Here is a 21097-nt window from a genome sequence, read left to right as displayed (position 1 = left end):
TAACGTCCCTCCACATGGAGACCTTGAGGACTTTGGGACCGACCGGCATCGAGGTAAGCGCTCTCGGCTTCGGCTGCTGGGCCATCGGCGGTGAGTGGGAGTCGGCGGACGGGCAGCCGCTCGGCTGGGGCAAGGTCGACGACGAGGAGTCGGTACGGGCGGTGCGGCGCGCCCTCGACCTGGGCGTCACCTTCTTCGACACCGCCGACACCTACGGCGCCGGGCACAGCGAACGCGTCCTGGGCCGCGCCCTCGGCAAGCGCCGCGCCGATGTCGTCGTCGCCACCAAGTGGGGCAATGTCTTCGACGAGGAGACCCGCACCCTCACCGGCGCCGACGACTCCCCGGAGTACGCCCGCCGCGCGCTGACGGCCTCGCTGAAGCGGCTGGACACCGACCACATCGACCTCTACCAGCTGCACCTGTCGGACGCCGACCCGGAGCGCGCCGCCGAACTGCGGGACGTCTGCGAGGACTTCGTGCGCGAGGGGCTGATCCGTGCCTACGCGTGGAGCACCGACGACCCGGCCCGCGCCGCCGTGTTCGCGCGCGGGGAGCACTGCGCGGCCGTCCAGCACATGGCCAACGTCCTCCAGGACGCGCCGGAGATGTTCGCGCTGTGCGCGGAGCTGGGGCTGGCGAGCATCAACCGCAGCCCGCTGGCGATGGGTCTGCTGACCGGCCGGCGCCGGTCCGGTCAGGCCCTGGAGCCCGGGGACATCCGCAGCCGGCCGCCGCAGTGGCTCCAGGGCTTCGAGGAGGGCGGGTCCGGCGCCGACCCGGAGTGGCTCGCCCGTGTGGACGCGCTGCGGGACGTCCTCACCAGCGACGGCCGTACGCCCGGCCAGGGCGCCCTCGCCTGGCTGTGGGCCCGCAGCCCGCACGCCGTCCCGATCCCGGGCTTCCGCAGCGTCGCCCAGGCCGAGCAGAACGCGGGCGCCCTGGAGAAGGGAGCGCTCACGGCCGGGCAGCTGGCCGAGGTCGACCGGATCCTCGAGCGCTGAGGCACCGCCGTACGACACTGCACGGCAGCCGTTCCACGCACCGGTGCGTACCTCGCGGTCCCACGCGAGGTCCACCCCCACCCGGTGTCATGGAACGGCTGCCGTCCCCCCTCGGTATGGCTTGCGGAAGCCCCCTACTCCATATGTGAAGCTCTGGTGTAGGTGATTTTGAGGATAAGCCGCCCACCGGCCCCGATGTAGCGGAATTCAACATTCCGATTGTGTGAGTTGTGGAGGCAGTGTGTCGGCGGGTGGGGGCGGGCGATCCGTCAGCCACGCCCCACGTACGGCATCGAGGTCGCCAGTACGGTCGCGAACTGCACGTTCGCCGCCAGCGGCAGCTCCGCCATGTGCCGCACGGTCCGCGCCACGTCGGCCACGTCCATCACGGGTTCGGGTCGCACCGAGCCGTCGGCCTGGAGGGCGCCGGTCTCCATCCGCGCGGTCATGTCGGTCGCCGCGTTGCCGATGTCGATCTGCCCGACGGCGATGTCGTACGGCCGCCCGTCCAGCGACAGCGCCTTGGTCAGGCCGGTCAGCGCGTGCTTGGTCGCCGTGTAGGCCACCGAGTGCGGGCGGGGCGTGTGCGCGGAGATCGAGCCGTTGTTGATGATCCGGCCACCACGCGGATCCTGCTCCTTCATCTGCCGGTACGCCGCCTGCGCGCACAGGAACGCCCCGTTGAGGTTGGTGTCCACCACATGCCGCCAGGCGTCGTACGGCAGCTCCTCCACCGGCACCCCGCCCGGCCCGAACGTCCCCGCGTTGTTGAACAGCAGGTCCACCCGCCCGAACCGGGCCACGGTGGCGGCGAACAGCGCGGCTACGTCCTCCTGGCGTGAGACGTCGGTCCGTACGGCGAGAGCGGCACCGTCGGGCACCAGCGCCGCCGTCTCCTCCAGCGTCTCCACGCGCCGCCCCGCCAGCGCCACCGACCAGCCCGCGCGCAGCAGTTCCGCCGCCACCGCCCGCCCGATGCCGGAGCCGGCGCCGGTCACCACGGCGATCCTCGTGTCCGTTTGCCTGTCATTCATGGGGTGGCAGGGTACGTGACGGTCCGCCATTCGGAACTCATCTGTCTGCCATCCGGGTGTTGTGTACGCGCCAAGCGAGTGTCGTCCCCGGCCACTCCAATGCCTCGTGCATCCATCAGTCAGGGGAGGACCGGATGACCATCACGACAGACCCGCCCCAGCACAGCACCGAACTGCGCGCGGCGGCCCGCCACATCGGCCGCCGCCGCTTCCTGACCGTCACCGGAGCGGCGGCCGCGCTCGCCTTCTCCGTGAACCTGCCCGCCGCGGGCACCGCGAGCGCCGCCCAGTTCGACGCCCGCAGGATCACCGACAACCCCTTCACCCTCGGCATCGCCTCCGGCGACCCGCTGCCCGACTCCGTACTGCTGTGGACCCGCCTCGCCCCCGCCCCGTACCAGCCCGGCGGCGGACTGCCCGCGCAGTCGGTCACCGTGCACTGGGAGCTGGCCCACGACGAGGGCTTCACCAGGATCGCCAGACGCGGCGCGGCCACCGCGTACCCCGAGTTCAACCACACGGTCCACGTCGAGGTCACAGCCCTCGAAGCGGGCCGCGTCTACTACTACCGCTTCCGCGCCGGCACCTGGATCAGCGAGACGGGCCGCACGCGCACCGCCCCCGCCCGGACCGCCGCCGCGAGCTCCCTCACCCTCGCCGCAGTGTCCTGCCAGGCCTACACCGACGGTTACTACACGGCGTACCGCCATCTCGCGCAGGACGACGTGGACGTCGTCTTCCACCTAGGCGACTACCTGTACGAGTACGCCGTCAACTCCGTCGGCGGCTACCGCAACTACACCGACCGCACCCTGCCCGCGCTGTTCAACCGCGAGACGACGACCCTGGAGGACTACCGGCTGCGCTACGCCCTGTTCAAGTCCGACCCCGACCTCATGGCCGCGCACGCCGCGCACCCGTTCGTGGTCACCTGGGACGACCACGAGACCGAGAACAACTACGCCGACGACATCCCGGAGAACAGCGTCCCGCCGGAGGAGTTCCTGCTGCGCCGGGCCTCCGCCTACCGCGCCTACTGGGAGAACCAGCCCCTGCGCCTCCCGCAGCGCCCGGCGGGCCCCGACATGCAGCTCTACCGGCGTCTGCACTGGGGCCGGCTCGCCCAGTTCGACGTGCTCGACACCCGGCAGTACCGCTCCGACCAGGCCTACGGCGACGGCGCCCAGATCCCGGGCCCCGACGTCGACGACCCGGCGCGCACCCTGACCGGCGCGACACAGGAGCGCTGGCTGCTCGACGGCTGGCGCGACTCGGCGGCGCTGTGGAACGTCGTACCGCAGCAGGTCACCTTCGCCCAGCGCAAGTTCGACCTCACCGAGCCGTCACGGGTGTCCATGGACGCCTGGGACGGCTACCGTGCCTCCCGCCGCCGGGTCCTGGACGGCGCCAAGGCCGCCGGCGCCGAGAACCTGATGGTGCTCACCGGTGACGTCCACGTCGGCTACGGCTTCGACATCAAGGACGACTTCGACGACCCCGCCTCCGCCACCCTCGGCACGGAGATCGTGGCCACGTCGATCGCCAGCGGCCGGGACGGCACCGACAAGCCCGCCAACTGGGACACGTACATGAAGGCCAACCCGCACATGCGCTTCTACAACGGGCGGCGCGGCTACGTGACCGTCGCGCTGGGGCAGCAGCAGGCGCGGGCCGACTTCAAGACGGTGCCGTACGTGACCACGCCCGGGGCGCCGGTCACGACGGCCGCGTCCTTCGTCACGCGGGTGGGGGAGCAGGGGCTCACGCCGGCGTGAGTTCGGGCGAGCGCTCCTCGTCGGGGGCCTCGCCCGGGTAGCGGACGCCGACGCGGTCCCGGATCGCGTCGAGCGTCCGCATCACGGCGAGCGTGCCCTCCAGCGGGACCAGGGGTGACTCCTTCTCTCCGGCCCGCAGGGCCCGCATCACCTCGGCGGCCTCGTGGCGCAGGCTGTTGCGGGGCCCGTCCGCCGGGTCGGCCGTGAACTCCTCGGGGTCGCGGCCGTCGCGGTGCAGCACGAAGCGGTCCGGGAAGAAGAAGCCGTTCGGCACGTCGATCCGGCCCGCCGAGCCGGTGACCGACGCGGAGGTCGCCGTACCGCCGACGATCGAGCAGTGCACCGAGGCGAGCGCGCCGCTGTCCCAGGAGAGCAGGGCTCCGGTCTGCAGGTCGACGCCCTCCGGGGACAGCGTCGCGCGGGCCGCCACGTCCGCAGGCTCCCCGAGCAGCAGCTGGGCGAAGGAGACCGGGTACACGCCGAGGTCCAGCAGCGCGCCGCCGCCCTGCGCGGGGTCGCGCAGCCGGTGCGCGGGCGGGAAGGGGCCGGCCAGCCCGAAGTCGGCCTGGACATGGCGCACTTCGCCGATCGCGCCGTCGTCCACCAGGGCCTTGAGCCGGCGGATCAGCGGGTTGCAGTACATCCACATCGCCTCCATCAGGAAGCTCCCGCGGGCCTTCGCCAGCGCGACCAGTTCCCCGGCCTCGCGGGCGTTCAGCGTGAACGCCTTCTCGCACAGCACGTTGTGGCCGGCCTCCAGGCAGAGCCCGGCCGCCGCCCGATGCGCCGAGTGCGGAGCGGCGACGTACACGACATCGATGTCCCCGTCCCGCGCGAGCGCCTGCCAGTCGCCGTACGCCCGGGGGATCCCGAACCGGTCGGCGAACGCGTCGGCCGACTCCTGCTTCCGGGAGGCCACGGCCACCACGTCGGCGTCGGGCAGATCGACGAGATCCGCGGTGAACGCGGCGGCGATCCCGCCGGTAGCCAGAATCCCCCACCGCACGTTCTGCTCGGCCATCGCGGCCCCGCCCCTCGTTCATGTGACCCTCGGCACTCCGTACGAGCTGAGAGCATAGAGGGCGGATCACTCGGAGAGGGAGGGGCGCATGGGCGACCGTGGGGGGCCGATACCGGACGTCTCGCAGCCGGCGGTATCGGGGAAGGACAGTCCGCCCGCCCGTTCCCTGCGTGCCACCGGACTCCTCGTCACCTTCATCCTCGGCGGTCTGACGGCCACGCCCCCGCTGGCGATGGACATGTACCTCCCGGCGCTTCCTGAGGTCACCGGATCCCTGCACGCGCCCGCCGCGACCGTCCAGCTCACGCTCACCGCCTGCCTGGCCGGCATGGCGCTGGGACAGCTGGTGGTCGGGCCGATGAGCGACCGGTGGGGCCGCAGACGCCCGCTGCTGGCGGGCCTCGCGGTCTACGTCGTGGCCACCGCGCTGTGCGCGCTCGCGCCCACGGTCGAGTTCCTGATCGCCTTCCGGCTGGCGCAGGGCCTCGCGGGTGCCGCGGGGATCGTGATCGCGCGGGCGGTCGTACGCGACCTCTACGACGGCCTGGCCATGGCCCGCTTCTTCTCGACCCTGATGCTGATCTCCGGGGTGGCCCCGATCGTGGCGCCGCTCATCGGCGGGCAGATCCTGCGGGTGACGGACTGGAGGGGCGTGTTCGTCGTGCTCACGGTGGTCGGGGTGCTGCTCTCCGCCCTGGTGTGGCGCAGGCTGCCCGAGACCCTGCGGCCGCAGGACCGGCACAGCGGCGGGGTGGGCGAGGCCCTGCGCGCCATGCGCGGCCTGCTCGCCGACCGGGTCTTCACCGGGTACACGCTGGCCGGCGGCTTCGCCTTCGCCGCGCTCTTCGCGTACATCTCGGCCTCGCCCTTCGTGATCCAGGAGATCTACGGGGCCTCGCCGCAGACCTTCAGCCTGCTGTTCGGGCTCAACTCGGTCGGGCTGGTGGCCGTCGGCCAGATCAACGGCAAGCTGCTGGTGGGGCGGGTCGGCCTGGACCGGGTGCTGGGCGCCGGGCTCGCCGTGGTGATCCTCGCGGCGACCGCGTTGCTGCTGATGTCCCTGGGCGTGTTCGGGGAGGTCGGGCTGGTGCCGGTGGCCGCCGCGCTGTTCGTCCTGATGTCCGCGATGGGCGTCACGCTCCCCAACACCCAGGCCCTCGCCCTCCAGCGCACCCGGCACGCCGCCGGATCCGCCTCCGCGCTCCTCGGTACGTCCTCCTTCCTCATCGGCGCGATCGCCTCGCCCCTCGTCGGCATCGCGGGCGAGGACACGGCCGTCCCGATGGCCGTCGTCCAACTGGCCGCAGCACTGGTGGCGCTTGCCTGCTTCATGGGAATGTGCCGTCCTTGGAACAGACGTACGGATGGACACGCGGATGAACATGCGGATGGCCGTGCGGGTGTGGAGGGAGCGGAGAGCTGAGCGCGCCGAGACTGCGCGGGGAGACGCCGGAGAGGGCCGGGCTCGACCCCGAGGAGATCCAGGATCTCGTCCGCGAGGTCCACGACCTCACCACCGGTGCGCGGCCCTGGGCGGCCGGAGCGGTGGTGGTCGTCGGGCGGGGGCCGTATCTCGCGGTCGAGGAGGCGGCGGGCTGGGCCGTGCGGTACGCCTCCTACGACGAGGAGAAGGACGAGGGCGTGGAGCTGCCGCCCGCCTCCCGCGTCCCGATGACCCCCGCCACCCCCTTCGACCTGGCCTCCCTCACCAAGCTGTTCACCTCGGTCGCCGCGGTCCAGCAGATCGAGCGCGGCACGCTGGGGATCGACGCGCGGGTCGGGGCGTATCTGCCGGACTTCCGGGCGGCGGCGCGGCACGACATCACGGTGCGCCAGCTGCTCACGCACACCTCCGGGCTGCGGCCCGAACTCCCGCTGTACGACTGCGCGGACGACGCGGCCCGGCTGGAGCGGCTGCGGGCGGAGGCGCCGATCGGCGTCCCCGGCACCTACTGCTACTCCGACCTGAACATGCTCCTGCTCCAGCACGTCCTGGAACGGATCACCGCCCGCACCCTCGACGTCCTGATCCACGACGGCATCACGCGTCCGCTGGGCATGACCGCGACCCACTTCGGGCCCTGCCCCGGGGCGGCGGCGACGGAGGACCAGCGGCGGCCGTGGGGCAAGGCGGAGCGGGGGATGCTGCGGGGTGTGGTGCACGACGAGAACGCGTGGGCGCTGGGTGGGGTGGCGGGGCATGCGGGGCTCTTCTCCACGGGGCGCGATCTGGCGGTGTTCTGCCGCGCGCTGCTGTCGGGCGGCGCGTACGGGCCCGCGCGCGTCCTCGGGCCCGACTTCGTGGAGCTGCTGCTGACCCCGCCCGGTCTGGGCTTCGCCGTCGATCAGCCTTGGTTCATGGGGGAGTTGGCGGGGCGGGGGGCGGCCGGGCACACGGGGTTCACGGGGACGTCGCTGGTGGTGGACCCGGCGACGGACACGTTCGTGGTGCTGCTGGCGAATACGGTGCACCCGCGCCGGAGGGGGGCGGACAGCCGGCCTCGGGCGGGGGTGGGGACGCGGGTGGCTCGGGCGGTGCGGGGGCGGTAGTGGGGGGTTTTCGGCCCTGAACGGGCCTCGTCCTCAAACGCCGGACGGGCTGGTAGGTCAGCCCCTCCGGCGTTTGAGGAGCGGGGTCTGGGGCGGAGCCCCAGAAGGACGGGACGGGTAGGGGCGGCGGGGGCGAGGACAGCTGCGGTCACCCCGACGCCGCGCACACTCGTAGAATCGCCGGGTGAACGCCCCCGTCCCCCCGTCCGCCGAGACCCTGCGCACCGCCCTCGCCACCCTCCTCGACGGCCTCCCGCAGCGTCAGGCCGCCCAGGCCGTCGACCGGCTGATCGCCAGCTACCGGGGCGCCACCCCCACCGACACCCCCATCCTCCGCGACCGCGCGGACGTGGCCGCCTACGCCGCCTACCGCATGCCCGCCACCTTCGAGGCCGTCCACTCGGCCCTGGACGCGTTCGCGCGGGCCGTCCCGGACTGGACCCCCGGCAGCCACACCGACGTCGGCGGCGGCACCGGCGCCGCGACCTGGGCCGTCACCGCCACCTGGCCCGGCGAGCGCGACGTCACCGTGCTGGACTGGGCCGAGCCCGCCCTCGCGATCGGCCGCGAGATCGCCGAGGCCAACCCGGCGCTGAAGAAGGCCCGTTGGGAGCGCGCCCGGATCGGTACCGGCCTCACCCTGGACCCCGCCGACCTGGTCACCGTCTCCTACGTCCTCAACGAACTCACCGCCCCCGACCGCACCACCCTCCTCGACACCGTCGCGAACGCCGCCCAGGCCGCCGTGGTGATCGTCGAACCCGGCACCCCGGACGGCTACACCCGCGTGATCGAGGCCCGCGACCACCTCGTCGACGCCGGGTTCCGGATCGCCGCGCCCTGCCCGCACAGCGCCGCCTGTCCGATCGTCCCCGGCACCGACTGGTGCCACTTCTCGGCCCGGGTCAGCCGCTCCTCGCTGCACCGGCAGATCAAGGGCGGCTCCCTCGCCTACGAGGACGAGAAGTTCGCCTACGTCGCCGCCACCCGGCTCCCGGCCACCCCGGCGCCCGCCCGCGTCGTGCGCAGGCCCCAGATCCGCAAGGGTCAGGTGCTCCTCGACCTCTGCGAGACCGAACCGGGCCTGCGCCGCACAACGATCACCAAGCGCCACGGCGACCTCTACCGCGCCGCCCGCGACACGGACTGGGGCGACGCCTGGCCGCCCGCGGACGACTAGGAGACGCCTCGGGCCCGACCGGAGCGCGATCAGGACGCCTCCTCTGCGTCCTGCGCTCCTTCCGCTTCCGCCGCCCGCCTCTCCTGGAACTTCCGCAGCAGCTCCCGCTTCTGCGCCGCCGCTTCTACGCCGCCGCCGATCCGGCCGTCGCGGCCGCCCCCGCGCAGCGCCTTGCGGCCGAGGTTCCGGCGGGCCCCGCCGACTCCCAGCATGTTTCCTGCTCCGCCTCGGGCCATGGTGGCTTCCCTTCCTCGCAACCGGAGAAACGAGACGTGCCGTCTCGCTCCATCGACCCCACCAGAGTCCGGCGAGACGCTCCGTCTTGTCAACCTGATAAATTCAAGCCATGGCAGCCCAGAAGTCCGCCCCGAAGCCCACCCAGAAGTCCGAGACGCCCGCACCCGGCTCCCCCCGCCGCAGCGAGAAGTCCCGGCGGGCCATCTACGACGCCGCCCTCGCCCTCGTCGTGGAGGCCGGCTACCCCAGGACCACCATCGAGGGCATCGCCGCCCGCGCCGGCGTCGGCAAGCAGACGATCTACCGCTGGTGGTCGTCCAAGGCCGAGGTGCTGATGGAGGCCTTCCTCGACCTCGGGGAGCAGTCCGCCCAGGCCATGGGGCACGAGCCGTACGCCATCCCGGACACCGGCGACCTCGCCGCCGACCTGAAGGCCGTACTGCGCGCCACCGTCGACGAGCTGAAGGACCCCCGCTTCGAGGCGCCCTCCCGCGCCCTCGCCGCCGAGGGCGTGGTCAACGAGCAGCTCGGCCGCGAGTTCATGGCCAAGCTCCTCGAACCCTCGCTCCAGCTCTACGTCGAACGGCTGCGCGCCGCGCAGGAGGCCGGGGACGTGCGGCCGGACATCGACCCGCGCATCGCCCTCGAACTCTTCGTGTCACCGCTCGCCCAGCGCTGGCTCCAGTACACGGGCCCGATCTCGTACGAGTACACGGACACCCTCGTCGACTACGCGCTGTACGGACTCGCGCCGCGCACCCGGTAGGTCCGAAAATCCCGCCAAAGTGGTCCATAAACCCTGATCACAGGGCTGTGTACGCCTCGCCCCACCTGGCCCGGTTGTCCGCTACGGCCCCCCGGGGCACACGATGGTGCGACCATAGGGCATGCTGTTCCGCACGACAGCGAGGCGAGGGGCCAGATGAGCGCGGAGTTGGGCGGCCGGACCGGACTACAGGGCAAACTCTCCCAGTGGCTGCGCGGACGCCGCCCCAAGGAGACCGCCGACGACGGCGGCCGGGAGGCCCTGCTGCTCGCCGCCGCCGAGGCCGGCCTGCCCCTCGCGCCCGCCGCGCACCCGGTCGGCTACCGCTGTTCCTGCGACCGGGTCGGCTGTCCGACCCCCGCCCGGCACCCGGTGTCCTTCGCCTGGCAGACGCAGTCCACCACCGACCGCGCCCAGATCGAGCGCTGGGCCCGCCACCAGCCGCAGGCCAACTTCATCACCGCCACCGGCATGGTGCACGACGTCCTGGACGTGCCGGTCGAGGCGGGCCGCGAGGCGCTGGAGCGGCTGCTCGACGCCGGCATCGAGGTCGGCCCGGTCGCCGAGAGCGACGACGGGCGCATGCTCTTCTTCACCCTCACCCGCGGCACCCCCGAGGACGAGGACGAGTGGTGGCCCTGCGAGCTGGACTGCCACCCCGAGACCATGGACGAGCACCCCGGACTGCGCTGGCACTGCCGGGGGTCGTACGTCCTCATGCCGCCCGCGCGGCTGCCCGGCGACGACCGGACCGTGCACTGGGTACGCGGCCCGGAGCATCCGCTGCCCGACCCGCTGAGCGTGCTCGAAGTGCTCACGGACGCCTGCGCCCGGCACGCCGGTCAGGAGCCCGACCACGCCTCCGCGGCCTGGCCCCTGCGCCGCCACTGATCCGGCGCCCGCGGCGGGCTACTCGCCCTTCGCCGCCGTCATGCCCTGGATCCGGCCGATGACGTCGACCTTCCCGGAGCCCTTCGGCACCAGGGCCGCCTCGTTGGAGACGAACTCCAGCGTCAGCGACTGCTTGATCTCGCCCTCCGTCAGCGCGAGCACGGCCTTGCCCGGAGTCGGCACGGTGACACCGCTGTGGGCCGTCTCCTTCTGGAAGTGACGGGTGGTGAAGAAGACCAGCGCGCCGCCGTCGGCGGTGCGCAGCGCCAGCGGGGCGTAGTCGCCCTCCGTCAGCGGCTCGTCGATGTACTGTCTGACCAGGCCGGGCTTGACGGCGTCCTTCTCCCGCTCGGTGCGCCACCCGCTGGTGTTGCCGCCGGACGCGAAGACGTCCCCGCCGCCCTTCAGATAGGCCGCGTATTCCTTGCTCAAGTCCGCGGGCGGCACGGCCAGTTCGGTCGAGTTCGCGGGCACGGCCTCGGCCCAGCCGTCCTTGTCCGTCTTGAACCGCGGTACGTCGCCCGGGGACAGCAGCGTCAGGTACGCCGCCTCCCACGGTTCGTCCAGTCCGTTGCGGCTGAACACGAAGACCCAGCGTGCCTTGCCGCCCTTGTTGGCGGCCGCGTCGGCCACGAACCAGCGCGGCCAGCCCGCCTTCTTGGGGATCGTGTACTTGACGTCCGACAGCTCCAGCGGGCTGTGCGCCGTGTTGCCCTCGGGGCTGACCGCCTTGCCCGCCTTCAGACGCGCCTCGTCGATGTCGCCCAGAGCGCCGGACACGTAGTCGGCGTCGAGGGAGCTGTCGTAGGCCTTGTCCGCCTTGTTGTACGCGGTGGTGAACTGTTCGAGCGCCTTGGCGGCCTCGGACTTGGTGGTCGAGGGGAGCACCTCCCGCTCCCCGTGGACCACCACGCATCCGCTCGCCGTCAACGACAAAGCCGTCAACGAGGCAGCTATCAGTGCGCTCCGGTCAAGCCTGCGGAGCCTTCGAGGGCCGCGTTCCCTGCTCATCAGGTCCCTTCACCTTCCCCTTCCCGGAGGCGAACCCTACCGGTGCGAGGAACAGCGCGAGCGTCGGGATCAGGTACAGCAGCCACACCGTGACCTGGAGGACGGTCGGGTCCGGCTGGAAGTTGAACACGCCCTTCAGCAGGGTGCCGTACCAGCTCGACGGATCGACGGTGTCGCTGATGTCGAACGCCTTGTCGCTCAGGCCCGGCAGCCAGCGCGCCTCCTGGAGGTCGTGGAAGCCGTACGCCAGTACACCCGCCGCCACGACGACCAGCATGCCGCCGGTCCACGTGAAGAACTTCGCGAGGTTGATGCGCAGGGCGCCCCGGTAGAACAGCCAGCCGAGGAGGACCGCCGTGGCGATGCCGAGGGCCGCGCCGATCAGCGGGCGCGGGGTGCCGTCGCCGGCCGCGCGCACCGACGTCCACACGAACAGGGCCGTCTCCAGGCCCTCCCGGCCGACCGCCAGGAACGCGGTCGCCACCAGCGCGCCGGTGCCCATCTGGAGAGCGGCGTCCAGCTTGCCGTGCAGCTCGGCCTTCAAGTGCCGGGCGGTGCGCCGCATCCAGAACACCATCCACGTCACCAGGCCCACCGCGATGAGCGAGAGGGACCCGCCGAGGGCCTCCTGTGCCTCGAACGTCAGCTCCTGCGAGCCGAATTCGAGTGCGCAGCCGAAGCCCAGCGCGAGGGCGACCGCGACACCGATGCCGGTCCAGACGGGCTTCAGCGCGTCCCTGCGGTCCGTCTTCACCAGGTAGGCGATGAGGATGCAGACGACGAGACTGGCCTCCAGGCCTTCGCGCAGCCCGATCAGGTAGTTGGCGAACACGCCTACGCCTCCTTGCCGAACAGCGTGCTGCCCCACCAGTCGTCCTTGTCCCGGACGCCGGGAGGGACCGCGAAGAGCGCCGAACCCACGTGCTGGATGTACTCGTTGAGCGAGTCGAGGGCGAGGTTGCGCTGGATCCGGATGAACCCGGTGCGCGGGTCGCGCTGGTAGGCGAGGAAGAACAGGCCCGCGTCCAGGCGGCCGAGGCCGTCGGTGCCGTCGGTGAAGGAGTAGCCGCGGCGCAGGATCGTCGCCCCCTCGTTGGACTCGGGGTGCGCGAGCCGGACGTGCGCGTCAGGCTTCATCGCCTTCAGGAACGGCTTGTCACGCTCCTTGGACTTGCCGACCGGGGCGCCCTCGCCCTTGTCGCGGCCGAAGATGTCCTCCTGCTCCTGGAGGGAGGTGCGGTCCCAGGTCTCGATGTGCATCCGGATGCGCCGGGCGACGAGGTAGGAGCCGCCGGCCATCCACTCGGGGCCGTCCTTCTCGTCCACCCACACGAACTTCTTCAGCCGGTCGGTCTCGGTCCCCGCGATGTTGCGGGTGCCGTCCTTGAAGCCCATGAGGTTGCGCGGGGTCTGCTCCTCGGGGGTGGTGGAGGAGGTCTTCCCGAAGCCGAGCTGGGACCACTTGATGACGACCTTGCCGAAGCCGATGCGGGCCAGGTTGCGGATCGCGTGCACGGCGACCTGCGGATCGTCCGCGCAGGCCTGGACGCACAGGTCGCCGCCGCTGCGGTTCGCGTCGAGGTTGTCGCCCGCGAACTTCGGCAGCTCGGTGAGCGCTTCGGGCCGGGCGTCCGCGATGCCGAACGCCTCGCCGTACTTCTCGAACAGCGAGGGACCGAAACCGATCGTCAGCGTCAGCCGCGACGGCTTCAGGCCCAGCGCCTCACCGGTGTCGTCCGGCGGCGCCTCGGCCAGACCGCCGTACGCGCCCTCGCCGACGGCCTTCCCGGCGGTCATCCGGCGCGCGGCCTCCGTCCAGTCCTTCAGCATCCGCACGAACTCGGCGCGGTCGTCGGTCTTCACGTCGAACGCGGCGAAGTGCAACCGGTCCTGCACGGGGGTGGCGATGCCCGCCTGCCGTGCACCGTGGAAGTCGATCGCGGCGCCCGTATGGGCGGCGGCCGGAGCGACGTCGTCGCCGGTGCGGGCCATCGCGACGGCACCGCCGGCCGCGACGGCACCGAGCGCGAGCCCGGCACCGCCCCAGCCGATCAGCGCACGCCTGGAAGGGGATTCAGGGTTCTCGGTCATGAGGTCGGCCCTACTTCACGACGACGGCGGCGGCGAGCTTGGACAGCGGCTCCGCGAGCGCGTTGACACCGTCCGACAGCTCCTTGCGGTCGGCCTCGCCGACCTTGTCGTACGAGGTGAAGTCGTACGACGACTTGTCCGCCCGGTACTTGTCGAGCAGCCCGTTCAGCGCGCCGAACTGCTTGTCGAGCTCGGTGACCAGTGCCGGGTCGTTCTCCTTGGCGACGGGCTTCAGCAGCGCGTACGCCTTCTCGGCGCCCTCGACGTTGGCCTTGAAGTCGACCAGGTCGGTGTGCGAGTAGCGCTCCTCCTCGCCGGTGACCTTGCCGGTGGCGACCTCGTCGAGGAGTTCCTTGGCGCCGTTGGCCATGGAGGTCGGGGTGATCTCGGCCTTGCCGACCCGGTTCTGCCAGTCCTTCAGGTCCGTGATCAGCTGGTCGGCGAGCTCCTTCTCACGGTCGCCGATCTTCTTGTCCTGCCACAGCGACTTCTCCAGGCGGTGCCAGCCGGTCCAGTCCTTGGCCGGGTCCTGGCCGGCCTCCAGGCCGTCCTCGCGCACGTCGACCTTCGGGTCGATGTCGCCGAACGACTCGGCGACCGGTTCGGTGCGCTCCCAGCCGATGCGGGAGGGGGCGTAGGCCTTCTTCGCGGCCTCGATGTCGCCGTCCTTGACCGCCTTGGCGAACGCCTCGGCGAGCGGCAGGGTCTCGTCGGCCTGCTCCTGGGCGTACTTGCGGTAGGCGGCGACGGCCTCGTCGAGGCGCGGGTCGCGCTTGGCGGACGTGCCCTTGCCGGTGGCCTTGACGGTCTGCCGGATGCCGTCGCCCTTCATGCCCGGCTTGCAGGCGATCGTGTAGTCGCCCGCCTTCACCTCGGCGGTGACCCGCTGCTTGGTGCCGGGGCCTATGTTCTCGCGCTCGGTGACGATGCGGTCGTCCGGGAAGAGGATGTAGACCTCGGTGACCTTGGAGCCCTTGTTCTCGATGGCGAGTTCGACGTGCCCGGCCGGGAACTCCTTCTTCGACACCTCGCACTTGTCGTCCGTCGAGGTCACGTTGACGACCCGGTCGCCACCCGCCGAACTGCCCTTCTCGGTGCAGCCCGTGACGGCGGTCAGCGCCGCCACGGCGATGACGGCGGTGGTGACGGGGAGTCTGGCGGTGCGCATGAAGGCTCCAGGAGGTGGCCGGAAAGTGTGCGTGACGGGGCTCACATAGCAAGGTGAGGCTCGCCTAACGGAGATAAGGATTACCTAAGTGGCCAAAATCCACCCCAACGCGAAGTCAAAGGATCGTCAAAGGTTCCGTCGCGGGGTCACCAACAGCTCCCCCGTCCGCGGATGCCGAAGCACTTCGACGGGCTGGTCGTAGACCTCCGACAGCAGTCGCTCGGAGAACACCTCGGCCGGCGGCCCCTCGGCCGCGACCCGCCCGCCGCGCAGGATCGCGACGCGGTGCGCGTAGGCCGCCGCGAGCCCCAGGTCGTGCAGGACGACGACCACAGCGTCCCCGGCCCGCGCCCGCTCCCGGCACACCCGCAGGACCAACTCCTGGTGTTTCAGGTCCAGCGCGGCCGTGGGCTCGTCGAGCAGCAGCAGCGGCGTCCGCTGCGCGAGCACCCGGGCGAGCGCGACCCGGGCCCGCTCGCCCCCGCTCAGCGCCGAGAAGGGCCGTGTCGCGAAGTCGCCCACCTCGGTGGCGGCCATCGCCTCGGCGACGGCGAGGTCGTCCTCGGTGGGGGAGGTGTCATGGGGTGTGCGGCCCATGCGCACGACCTCCTCGACCGTGAAGGGGAAGGAGAGGGTCGCCGACTGCGGCAGCACGGCCCGGCGCAGGGCGAGTTCGGGCACGGTCCACTCGGCCGCCGGGCGCCCGTGAATCCGTACGACGCCCTCGGCGGCCGGCAGGTCGGCGGCCAGCGCGCTCAACAGGGTGGACTTTCCGGCGCCGTTGGGCCCGACGAGCGCGAGCACTTCACCGGCCCGGACGGTCACGGAGACGCCGTGCAGGACCTCTCGGGCGCCGAGACGGACGTGGAGGTTCCTGGCCTCGGCGAGGGTGTCGCCGAGTTCGGCAGGGGAGGGAGGGGCAGGGCGGGGCCGGAGGAGTCTCATGGGGGAGGGGTCCTTGTTGAGAAGGGGAGCTGAGGAACCTAAGGGGCGCGGGGCTGTATCAATGTGCGGCTCCGCCGCGTGGGCGCGATCAACCCCCACACACCCGCACCCGGAATACGACCTCTACGCCCACCCCCCTTGCCGCCGCCGAGTCCTCCGCAGCAGCCAGAAGAAGAACGGGCTGCCCAGCAGAGCCGTGAGCACACCGAGCGGCAACTCCGCCGGCGCCGCCACCGTCCGCGCAGCGAGATCCGCCGCGAGCAGCACCACCGCCCCACCCAGCGCACTGCCCGGAATGAGGAACCGATGCCCCGGCCCCGCGGCCATCCGCAACAGGTGTGGCACGACCAGGCCGATGAACCCGACGACCCCGGACACACTCACCGCGGCCGCCGTCAGCAGCGCGACGACCAGGATCAACGCGATCCGCATCCGCTCCACGTCCACCCCCAGATGCCGGGCGGGCCGGTCGCCGAGCGCGAGCAGGTCCAGCCGGCGCGCGTACAGCGGCGCCACCACCAGACCCACGACCGCGCAGGGCAGGACCGCCGTCACCTTGGGCCAGGTGGACTGGGCGAGGGAGCCGAGCTGCCAGAAGGCGATCTGGTTCACCGCGGCGGTGTCCGCGAGGAAGATGAACAGGCCGATGAGCGCCCCGGCGAAGGCGTTGACCGCGATGCCCATCAGGATCAGGGTCACGACCTCCGTACGGCCGCCCGAGCGGGACATCGCGTACACCAGCAGCACGGTGCCCAGGCCGGTGACGAACGCCATCGCGGGCAGCGTCCAGTTGCCGAGGAAGGTCAGCCCGAGCGCGATCGCGGCGACCGCCCCGACCGCCGCGCCCAAAGAGACGCCGATGGTGCTGGGCTCGGCGAGCGGGTTGCCGAACACGCCCTGCATCAGCGCCCCGGCGCACCCCAGTGACGCCCCGATGAGCAGCGCGAGCACGATCCGCGGGAAACGCACGTTCCACAGCACCGACTCGGCGACCCGGTCCAACTGGCCGTCGCCGAGCCCGGCTTTGTGCAGCACAGAGGCGAGGACGTCCCCGACCGGGATCGGGTAGGCGCCGATCCCGGCGGCGACCGGGACGAGGACGAGGAGGGCGGCGCCCATGCCGACGCTCAGCAGCCAGGGGGCGGTGTGCCGTCCGCGGCGCGGCACTTCGGCGACGGCCTCGGGCGCGGCCTTCTCCAGGACGGTCATGTCGCATCCCCCGGGTACAGCTGCTCCACGACCGACCTGAGCACCTGGTCGGTGCGCGGCCCGTAGCTCAGCAGCGCGCCGTCCTCGATCGAGACGACCCGGCGTTCCATCCCGGCGGGGGTCTCGGCGACCCCCGGGATCCGCACCAGTCCGTCGACGCCGCCGACCGACTCAAGTCCCTTGCTCATCACGAGGATCGCGTCCGGCGCGGCCTTCACCAGGGCCTCGCTGGTGATCGCGGTGAAGTCCTTCGTCAGCCCCGACTCGGCCCCGGCGTCGATCCCGCCGGCCGCCTTGATGAGGGAGCCGGCGCCCGAGCCCTTGCCGCCGATGAGATAGACGGAGGCGGAGCCGCGCAGATAGAGGAAGGCGACCCGCGGCTTCTCGCCGTGCGGCGGAACTTCCTTGCGCACTGCGGCGATGCGGTCCCGGGTCCGCTCGGTCAGCTCTTCTCCCGCCGCCCGCACGCCGAGCGCCCCGGCGACGGCTTCGATGCGCGGGCCGACGTCGTCGAGACCCTGCGCCGGGGCGACGACCAGCACGGGGATGCCCGCGGCACGGATCTGGTCCATGGCCTCGGCGGGCCCGGTCGTGGACTCGGCGAGGACGAGGTCGGGCCGCAGGGAGAGCACGCTCTCCGCCGAGACGTCGTGGCCCCGGGTGACGACGGGCAGCTTCGCGGCCTGCGTGAAGGTGGCGGTGATGTCCCGGGCGACGACCCGGTCACCGAGCCCGAGCGTGAAGACGATCTCACTGAGGCTGCCGGAGAGCGGAAGGACGCGCTCGGCCTTCGCGACGGTCACCTTCCTGCCGTCGGCGGAGCGGACGGTGACGGGGAGATCGGGGTCCGGGGTCCCGGCGAGGGGCTCGACGCGGTTGGCGGCGACCTTTGGGGCGGTGCCCAAGGCGTCGGTCGGAGAGGGGCTCGCGCCGCCGCAACCGGCCGCCGTGAGGGCGAGCACCGCCAGCAGCGCGCCCGTCAGTCGTGTGCGCAAACGTCGCACGGTCCCGTCCGTTTCTCTCGGTCCACTGCCGTTCCGGCCGAGCAAAGCTTAGGTTAGCCTTACCTTCGTTCGCTACCGGTCGTCGTGTCCGTCGTCTCCGGAGGACCCCTCATGCCTGCCCGCCCACGTGCTCTGGTCGCCGTGTTCTGCGTGGCCGTACTCGCCGCCCTGCTCCCGGCGGCGGCCGCGCACGCCGCGAGCCGGACCGTGCAGGGCGGCCGGCTCGACTGGGGGGTGAAGTCCTCCTTCCAGAGCTATGTCACCGGGCCCATAGCGAAGGGGAGTTACTCCCTGACCGGCGGCGCGGCGACCGTGGGCAGCGGCGGCTTCCGCTTCCACTCCGCGACAGGGAGGTACGACGGCGACACCGGAGCCTTCCAGGCGTCCTTCTCCGGCGGGGTCCGCTTCACCGGCCATCGGACGGCGTCCGGCGCCTACCAGCTCGACCTCACCCTCAGCCGCCCCAGCGTCCGCGTCTCCGGCTCCACCGGCACCCTCTACGTGGACGTCACCAGCAAGGCGAAGGGCACCGGGACGGTCACGACGTCCAGCCAGGTGCCCTTCGCCTCCCTCTCCCTCGGCGGCATCGACATGAGGGGCGGCGGCACCGCGGTCGTCCTCAACAACTTGCCCGCCACGCTCACTTCGCAGGGCGCGAAGTCCTTCGCCGGGTACTACACGGCCGGGACCGCGCTCGACCCGGTGAGCCTGTCGGCGGACGTGCGGGCGGCGGCGAGCACGAAGCCGACGCGCCGGCCGAGCGCCACCAAGTCCCCGGCGAAGAAGGAGACTTCGGGCGGCAAGCTCGTGGACGGTGCCGTCGACTGGGGTGTGCGCCGCACGTTCCGGGAGTACGTCACCGGCGACATCGCCAAGGGGAAGTGGACCCTGTCGGCCGGTGCCGAGGACGGCGGCGCCCTGTTCCGGTTCCCCGACGGGGAGGGGACCTTCGATGACGGCGACCTCCGGGCCTCGTTCGCGGGCGCGGTCCGCTTCACCGGGGCGCACGGCCTCGACCTGAGGCTGAGCGGCGTCCGCGTCACCGTCGAGGACGGCAAGGGCACGCTCTACGCCGACGTGACCGCCTCCGGCTTCACGGGCGACAAGGTGCCGTTGGTCTCCTTCGCGGCCAAGGGGCTGAAGGAGAAGGACGGCCTGGCGAAGGTCACCGAGGCTCCCGCGAAGCTCACCGTCGAGGGCGCCGAGGCCTTCGGCGCGATGTACCGGGCGGGCACCGCCATGGACCCCGTGTCCCTGGCCGTCGCCACCACCGACGACGCCGAACTGCCCGCCCTGCCCGACCTGGGCAGCGCCCCCACGCCGAGCGCGACGCCGGACGGGGCGACGGCCTCGGCCGACCCGTCCGCCGAAGCCGTCGCGAGCACCTCCGACGACGACGGCGTCCCCGCCCTGCCCCTCGGCCTCGCGGCCGGGTTCGTGCTGCTGGCGGGCGCGGCCCTCGCGGTCGTCACCGTGCGCAGGCGCCGTACCCGGCCGGCCGACGCGGCCGCCCCCACGTCCGACGAGGACTGACCTCCCCTGCCCCGTCCGCCGCGCCTCGCAGGCCGCGGCGGACCTCCCGCCCACAGCAAGGAGACCCCCGACCATGTCCGCCACCGACCGCAGACGCCGTCCCGCCGCCCTCGCCGCCGCTGTCGCCACCGCGGCCGCGCTGGGCGCCACGGCCCTCGCCGCCTACGGCGCCGGCACCGCCTCGGCGGCCGAAGTGCCCCTCAGCGGCTACGAGTTGACCTGGGGCATCAAGCAGTCCTACCGGACCTACGTGACCGGCATGGCGGCCGGCAGCTTCACCGCCACGGACGGCGCCTCGCAGGCCGCCGGCAACGGCGCGTTCACCTTCACGGAGGGCGCCGGCACCTACGACTCCACCGCCCACACCGTCGACCTCGGCTTCAAGGGCAGCCTGCGGATCGTCTCCGAGCCGCACCGCTTCGACCTCACCCTGTCCGACGTACGGTTCGACAGCGCGGCCGCCGAGATCACCGCCGACGTCACCAAGTCCGGTACGACCACGCAGGACGTGCCGCTCGCCGACGTCACCGTGACCCGGGCGATGACCGACATGGCGACCACGCTGACGAAGGAGGCCGCGGACGTCTTCGGCAGCGCGAGCTACGAGGGCGCGGCGGGGGACCCGGTCACGGTCGTGCAGGCGTCGTCCCAGTCGCCGACCCCGACGCCGACCCCGACGGCCACCGCCACCCAGTCCCCGAGCCCGACGCCGACACCGACCGCGACGGCCACGCAGTCCTCGACCCCGACCGCCACGGCCACCGCCACCGGGTCCGCCTCGCCGTCCGTGAGCGCCGACCCCTCCGAGACCGCCTCCGAGACCGCCTCCGAGGCTCCGGCCCAGGGCGACATCGCCGACGGCACGCTCGCCTGGGGCGTCAAGCAGTCCTTCCGGTCCTACGTCGTGGGCGCCGTGGCGAAGGGCGAGATCACGACCTCGGGCGGCGCCGCGCAGGCCGCCGGCAACGGGGTCTTCACCTTCGGCGACGCGACGGGGGAGTACGACACCGACGCCGACACCCTCTCCGCGCGCTTCAAGGGCGCGGTCACCTTCAGGGGCCACGAGGGGGAGGGCGAGGGCGGCGGTTACGGACTCGACCTCACCCTGAGCAACCTCCGCGCGACCCTCGACGAGGGCACCGGCGCACTCACCGCCGACGTCACCAGCCTCGGTGAGAAGACCGAGGACGTGGTCCTGGCCGACCTCAAGGCGGGCGCGTCCGACCTGACCGCCGAGCACGACGTCATCACGGCCGACGACGTCAAGGCCACCCTCACCGCGGCCGGCGCGAAGGCCTTCGGCGACTTCTACACCGCCGGCACCGAACTCGACGCCGTGGACCTGTCGGTGGCCCTCACGACGGACGCCGAACTGCCGGGCGACGGCGGTGAGGACGGCTCGACGGGCGGTTCCTCCGGTGCGGCCGGCGGCTCCTCCGGTACGACGGGCTCGACCACCGGCGGCACGGGCTCGACGACCGGCGGGATCACCGGCGGGCTGGCGAGCACGGGTGCCGACGTTCCGGTGGCGGCGCTGGGCACGGCGGCCGCGGTGACGGTCGCGGCGGGCGCGGGCGCGGTGTTCGCGATGCGCAGGCGGCGTACGCAGGCATAGGACCGGATGCCGGGCGGGGGGAAGGCGTACCGCGGACCCCGCCCGGCGGATGCTTCAATTCCC

19 protein-coding genes are annotated in these 21097 nt (G+C 72.4%); 9 read left to right on the top strand and 10 right to left on the bottom strand.

The window, feature by feature from the left end:
- Positions 1-14 precede the first annotated feature (14 nt).
- Positions 15-1004 carry an aldo/keto reductase gene (locus ACIRD7_RS23585; RefSeq protein WP_403456322.1) on the top strand — a complete coding sequence of 330 codons (990 nt, stop codon included), beginning with the start codon at positions 15-17 and terminating at the stop codon, positions 1002-1004.
- A 269-nt stretch (positions 1005-1273) separates the two neighbouring features.
- Here the strand turns inward: ACIRD7_RS23585 and ACIRD7_RS23580 are convergent, their stop codons facing one another.
- Complete coding sequence (locus ACIRD7_RS23580) at positions 1274-2038, bottom strand: SDR family oxidoreductase (RefSeq protein ID WP_403456319.1); 765 nt, start codon at positions 2036-2038, stop codon at positions 1274-1276.
- Between the two features lie 134 nt (positions 2039-2172).
- On the opposite strand from ACIRD7_RS23580, the gene ACIRD7_RS23575 reads away from it, so the two are divergent.
- On the top strand, positions 2173-3813 hold the full coding sequence (locus tag ACIRD7_RS23575; RefSeq protein ID WP_403456318.1) for an alkaline phosphatase D family protein: 1641 nt from the start codon (positions 2173-2175) through the stop codon (positions 3811-3813).
- Here ACIRD7_RS23575 and ACIRD7_RS23570 read toward each other — a convergent pair.
- Positions 3800-4834, bottom strand: coding sequence for a Gfo/Idh/MocA family protein (locus tag ACIRD7_RS23570; RefSeq protein ID WP_403456315.1), 1035 nt, complete (start codon positions 4832-4834; stop codon positions 3800-3802). The two genes, ACIRD7_RS23575 and ACIRD7_RS23570, sit on opposite strands and share 14 nt — an antisense overlap.
- Before the next feature lie 88 nt (positions 4835-4922).
- On the opposite strand from ACIRD7_RS23570, the gene ACIRD7_RS23565 reads away from it, so the two are divergent.
- The 3 genes from ACIRD7_RS23565 (at position 4923) to ACIRD7_RS23555 (ending at position 8564) form a co-directional block, all read left to right on the top strand.
- The gene (locus ACIRD7_RS23565) at positions 4923-6257 is read left to right on the top strand and encodes a multidrug effflux MFS transporter (protein ID WP_403456314.1); all 1335 of its coding nucleotides are present in this window, start codon (positions 4923-4925) and stop codon (positions 6255-6257) included.
- An 11-nt stretch (positions 6258-6268) separates the two neighbouring features.
- Positions 6269-7384, top strand: a complete 1116-nt coding sequence (locus ACIRD7_RS23560) for a serine hydrolase domain-containing protein (RefSeq protein ID WP_403456426.1) — start codon at positions 6269-6271, stop codon at positions 7382-7384.
- 184 nt (positions 7385-7568) lie between these two features.
- On the top strand, positions 7569-8564 hold the full coding sequence (locus ACIRD7_RS23555) for a small ribosomal subunit Rsm22 family protein (RefSeq protein WP_403456312.1): 996 nt from the start codon (positions 7569-7571) through the stop codon (positions 8562-8564).
- A 29-nt stretch (positions 8565-8593) separates the two neighbouring features.
- On the opposite strand, the gene ACIRD7_RS23550 is transcribed toward ACIRD7_RS23555, so the two are convergent.
- Positions 8594-8800, bottom strand: a complete 207-nt coding sequence (locus ACIRD7_RS23550; RefSeq protein WP_403456311.1) for a DUF6243 family protein — start codon at positions 8798-8800, stop codon at positions 8594-8596.
- Positions 8801-8910: 110 nt separating this feature from the next.
- Here ACIRD7_RS23550 and ACIRD7_RS23545 point away from each other — a divergent pair, with 110 nt between their 5' ends.
- Together ACIRD7_RS23545 and ACIRD7_RS23540 are read left to right on the top strand one after the other, a co-directional pair.
- Complete coding sequence (locus ACIRD7_RS23545) at positions 8911-9567, top strand: TetR/AcrR family transcriptional regulator (RefSeq protein WP_403456308.1); 657 nt, start codon at positions 8911-8913, stop codon at positions 9565-9567.
- Between the two features lie 156 nt (positions 9568-9723).
- Positions 9724-10458 carry a bifunctional DNA primase/polymerase gene (locus tag ACIRD7_RS23540; RefSeq protein WP_403456305.1) on the top strand — a complete coding sequence of 245 codons (735 nt, stop codon included), beginning with the start codon at positions 9724-9726 and terminating at the stop codon, positions 10456-10458.
- Positions 10459-10476: 18 nt separating this feature from the next.
- On the opposite strand, the gene ACIRD7_RS23535 is transcribed toward ACIRD7_RS23540, so the two are convergent.
- From ACIRD7_RS23535 to ACIRD7_RS23505, 7 genes are all read right to left on the bottom strand, one after another.
- Positions 10477-11469 (bottom strand): hypothetical protein, encoded by a 993-nt coding sequence (locus tag ACIRD7_RS23535; protein WP_403456303.1) that lies wholly within the window; start codon positions 11467-11469, stop codon positions 10477-10479.
- Entirely contained in the window at positions 11429-12301 is an 873-nt protein-coding gene (efeU, locus tag ACIRD7_RS23530) for an iron uptake transporter permease EfeU (protein ID WP_403456300.1), read from the bottom strand. The genes ACIRD7_RS23535 and efeU overlap by 41 nt, the downstream gene beginning before the upstream one ends.
- A gap of 2 nt (positions 12302-12303) precedes the next feature.
- Positions 12304-13560 (bottom strand): iron uptake transporter deferrochelatase/peroxidase subunit, encoded by a 1257-nt coding sequence (gene efeB, locus ACIRD7_RS23525; protein ID WP_403456298.1) that lies wholly within the window; start codon positions 13558-13560, stop codon positions 12304-12306.
- 10 nt (positions 13561-13570) lie between these two features.
- A complete protein-coding gene (gene efeO, locus ACIRD7_RS23520) occupies positions 13571-14728 on the bottom strand; it encodes an iron uptake system protein EfeO (protein WP_403456296.1) in 1158 nt (385 codons plus the stop codon).
- A 126-nt stretch (positions 14729-14854) separates the two neighbouring features.
- Positions 14855-15673, bottom strand: a complete 819-nt coding sequence (locus tag ACIRD7_RS23515; RefSeq protein ID WP_403456295.1) for a heme ABC transporter ATP-binding protein — start codon at positions 15671-15673, stop codon at positions 14855-14857.
- A gap of 123 nt (positions 15674-15796) precedes the next feature.
- Positions 15797-16882, bottom strand: a complete 1086-nt coding sequence (locus tag ACIRD7_RS23510; RefSeq protein WP_403456292.1) for a FecCD family ABC transporter permease — start codon at positions 16880-16882, stop codon at positions 15797-15799.
- Entirely contained in the window at positions 16879-17886 is a 1008-nt protein-coding gene (locus tag ACIRD7_RS23505) for a hemin ABC transporter substrate-binding protein (protein ID WP_403456290.1), read from the bottom strand. The genes ACIRD7_RS23510 and ACIRD7_RS23505 overlap by 4 nt, the downstream gene beginning before the upstream one ends.
- Before the next feature lie 111 nt (positions 17887-17997).
- Between ACIRD7_RS23505 and ACIRD7_RS23500 the strand changes: the two genes are divergently transcribed.
- Positions 17998-19419: an HtaA domain-containing protein gene (locus ACIRD7_RS23500; RefSeq protein WP_403456287.1), complete on the top strand. Its 1422-nt coding sequence runs from the start codon at positions 17998-18000 to the stop codon at positions 19417-19419.
- A gap of 73 nt (positions 19420-19492) precedes the next feature.
- Positions 19493-21034, top strand: a complete 1542-nt coding sequence (locus tag ACIRD7_RS23495) for an HtaA domain-containing protein (RefSeq protein ID WP_403456284.1) — start codon at positions 19493-19495, stop codon at positions 21032-21034.
- The last annotated feature ends 63 nt before the right edge of the window (positions 21035-21097 follow it).

Source organism: Streptomyces sp. NPDC093568 (genome assembly GCF_044764945.1).
Classification (GTDB): Bacteria; Actinomycetota; Actinomycetes; order Streptomycetales; family Streptomycetaceae; genus Streptomyces.
The sequence above is the reverse complement of the archived record's forward strand: the minus strand, read 5'-3'. Positions and strand labels throughout refer to the sequence as shown.

Excerpts from the sequence above, each read along its gene's own strand:
- ACIRD7_RS23545 (WP_403456308.1), top strand. The coding sequence starts at position 8,911 with ATGGCAGCCCAGAAGTCCGCCCCGAAGCCCACCCAGAAGTCCGAGACG.
- ACIRD7_RS23585 (WP_403456322.1), top strand. The coding sequence starts at position 15 with ATGGAGACCTTGAGGACTTTGGGACCGACCGGCATCGAGGTAAGCGCT.
- efeB (WP_403456298.1), bottom strand. The coding sequence starts at position 13,560 with ATGACCGAGAACCCTGAATCCCCTTCCAGGCGTGCGCTGATCGGCTGG.
- ACIRD7_RS23540 (WP_403456305.1), top strand. The coding sequence starts at position 9,724 with ATGAGCGCGGAGTTGGGCGGCCGGACCGGACTACAGGGCAAACTCTCC.
- ACIRD7_RS23570 (WP_403456315.1), bottom strand. The coding sequence starts at position 4,834 with ATGGCCGAGCAGAACGTGCGGTGGGGGATTCTGGCTACCGGCGGGATC.
- ACIRD7_RS23580 (WP_403456319.1), bottom strand. The coding sequence starts at position 2,038 with ATGAATGACAGGCAAACGGACACGAGGATCGCCGTGGTGACCGGCGCC.
- ACIRD7_RS23550 (WP_403456311.1), bottom strand. The coding sequence starts at position 8,800 with ATGGCCCGAGGCGGAGCAGGAAACATGCTGGGAGTCGGCGGGGCCCGC.
- ACIRD7_RS23535 (WP_403456303.1), bottom strand. The coding sequence starts at position 11,469 with ATGAGCAGGGAACGCGGCCCTCGAAGGCTCCGCAGGCTTGACCGGAGC.
- ACIRD7_RS23515 (WP_403456295.1), bottom strand. The coding sequence starts at position 15,673 with ATGAGACTCCTCCGGCCCCGCCCTGCCCCTCCCTCCCCTGCCGAACTC.
- ACIRD7_RS23500 (WP_403456287.1), top strand. The coding sequence starts at position 17,998 with ATGCCTGCCCGCCCACGTGCTCTGGTCGCCGTGTTCTGCGTGGCCGTA.
- ACIRD7_RS23575 (WP_403456318.1), top strand. The coding sequence starts at position 2,173 with ATGACCATCACGACAGACCCGCCCCAGCACAGCACCGAACTGCGCGCG.
- ACIRD7_RS23565 (WP_403456314.1), top strand. The coding sequence starts at position 4,923 with ATGGGCGACCGTGGGGGGCCGATACCGGACGTCTCGCAGCCGGCGGTA.
- ACIRD7_RS23495 (WP_403456284.1), top strand. The coding sequence starts at position 19,493 with ATGTCCGCCACCGACCGCAGACGCCGTCCCGCCGCCCTCGCCGCCGCT.
- ACIRD7_RS23510 (WP_403456292.1), bottom strand. The coding sequence starts at position 16,882 with ATGACCGTCCTGGAGAAGGCCGCGCCCGAGGCCGTCGCCGAAGTGCCG.
- efeO (WP_403456296.1), bottom strand. The coding sequence starts at position 14,728 with ATGCGCACCGCCAGACTCCCCGTCACCACCGCCGTCATCGCCGTGGCG.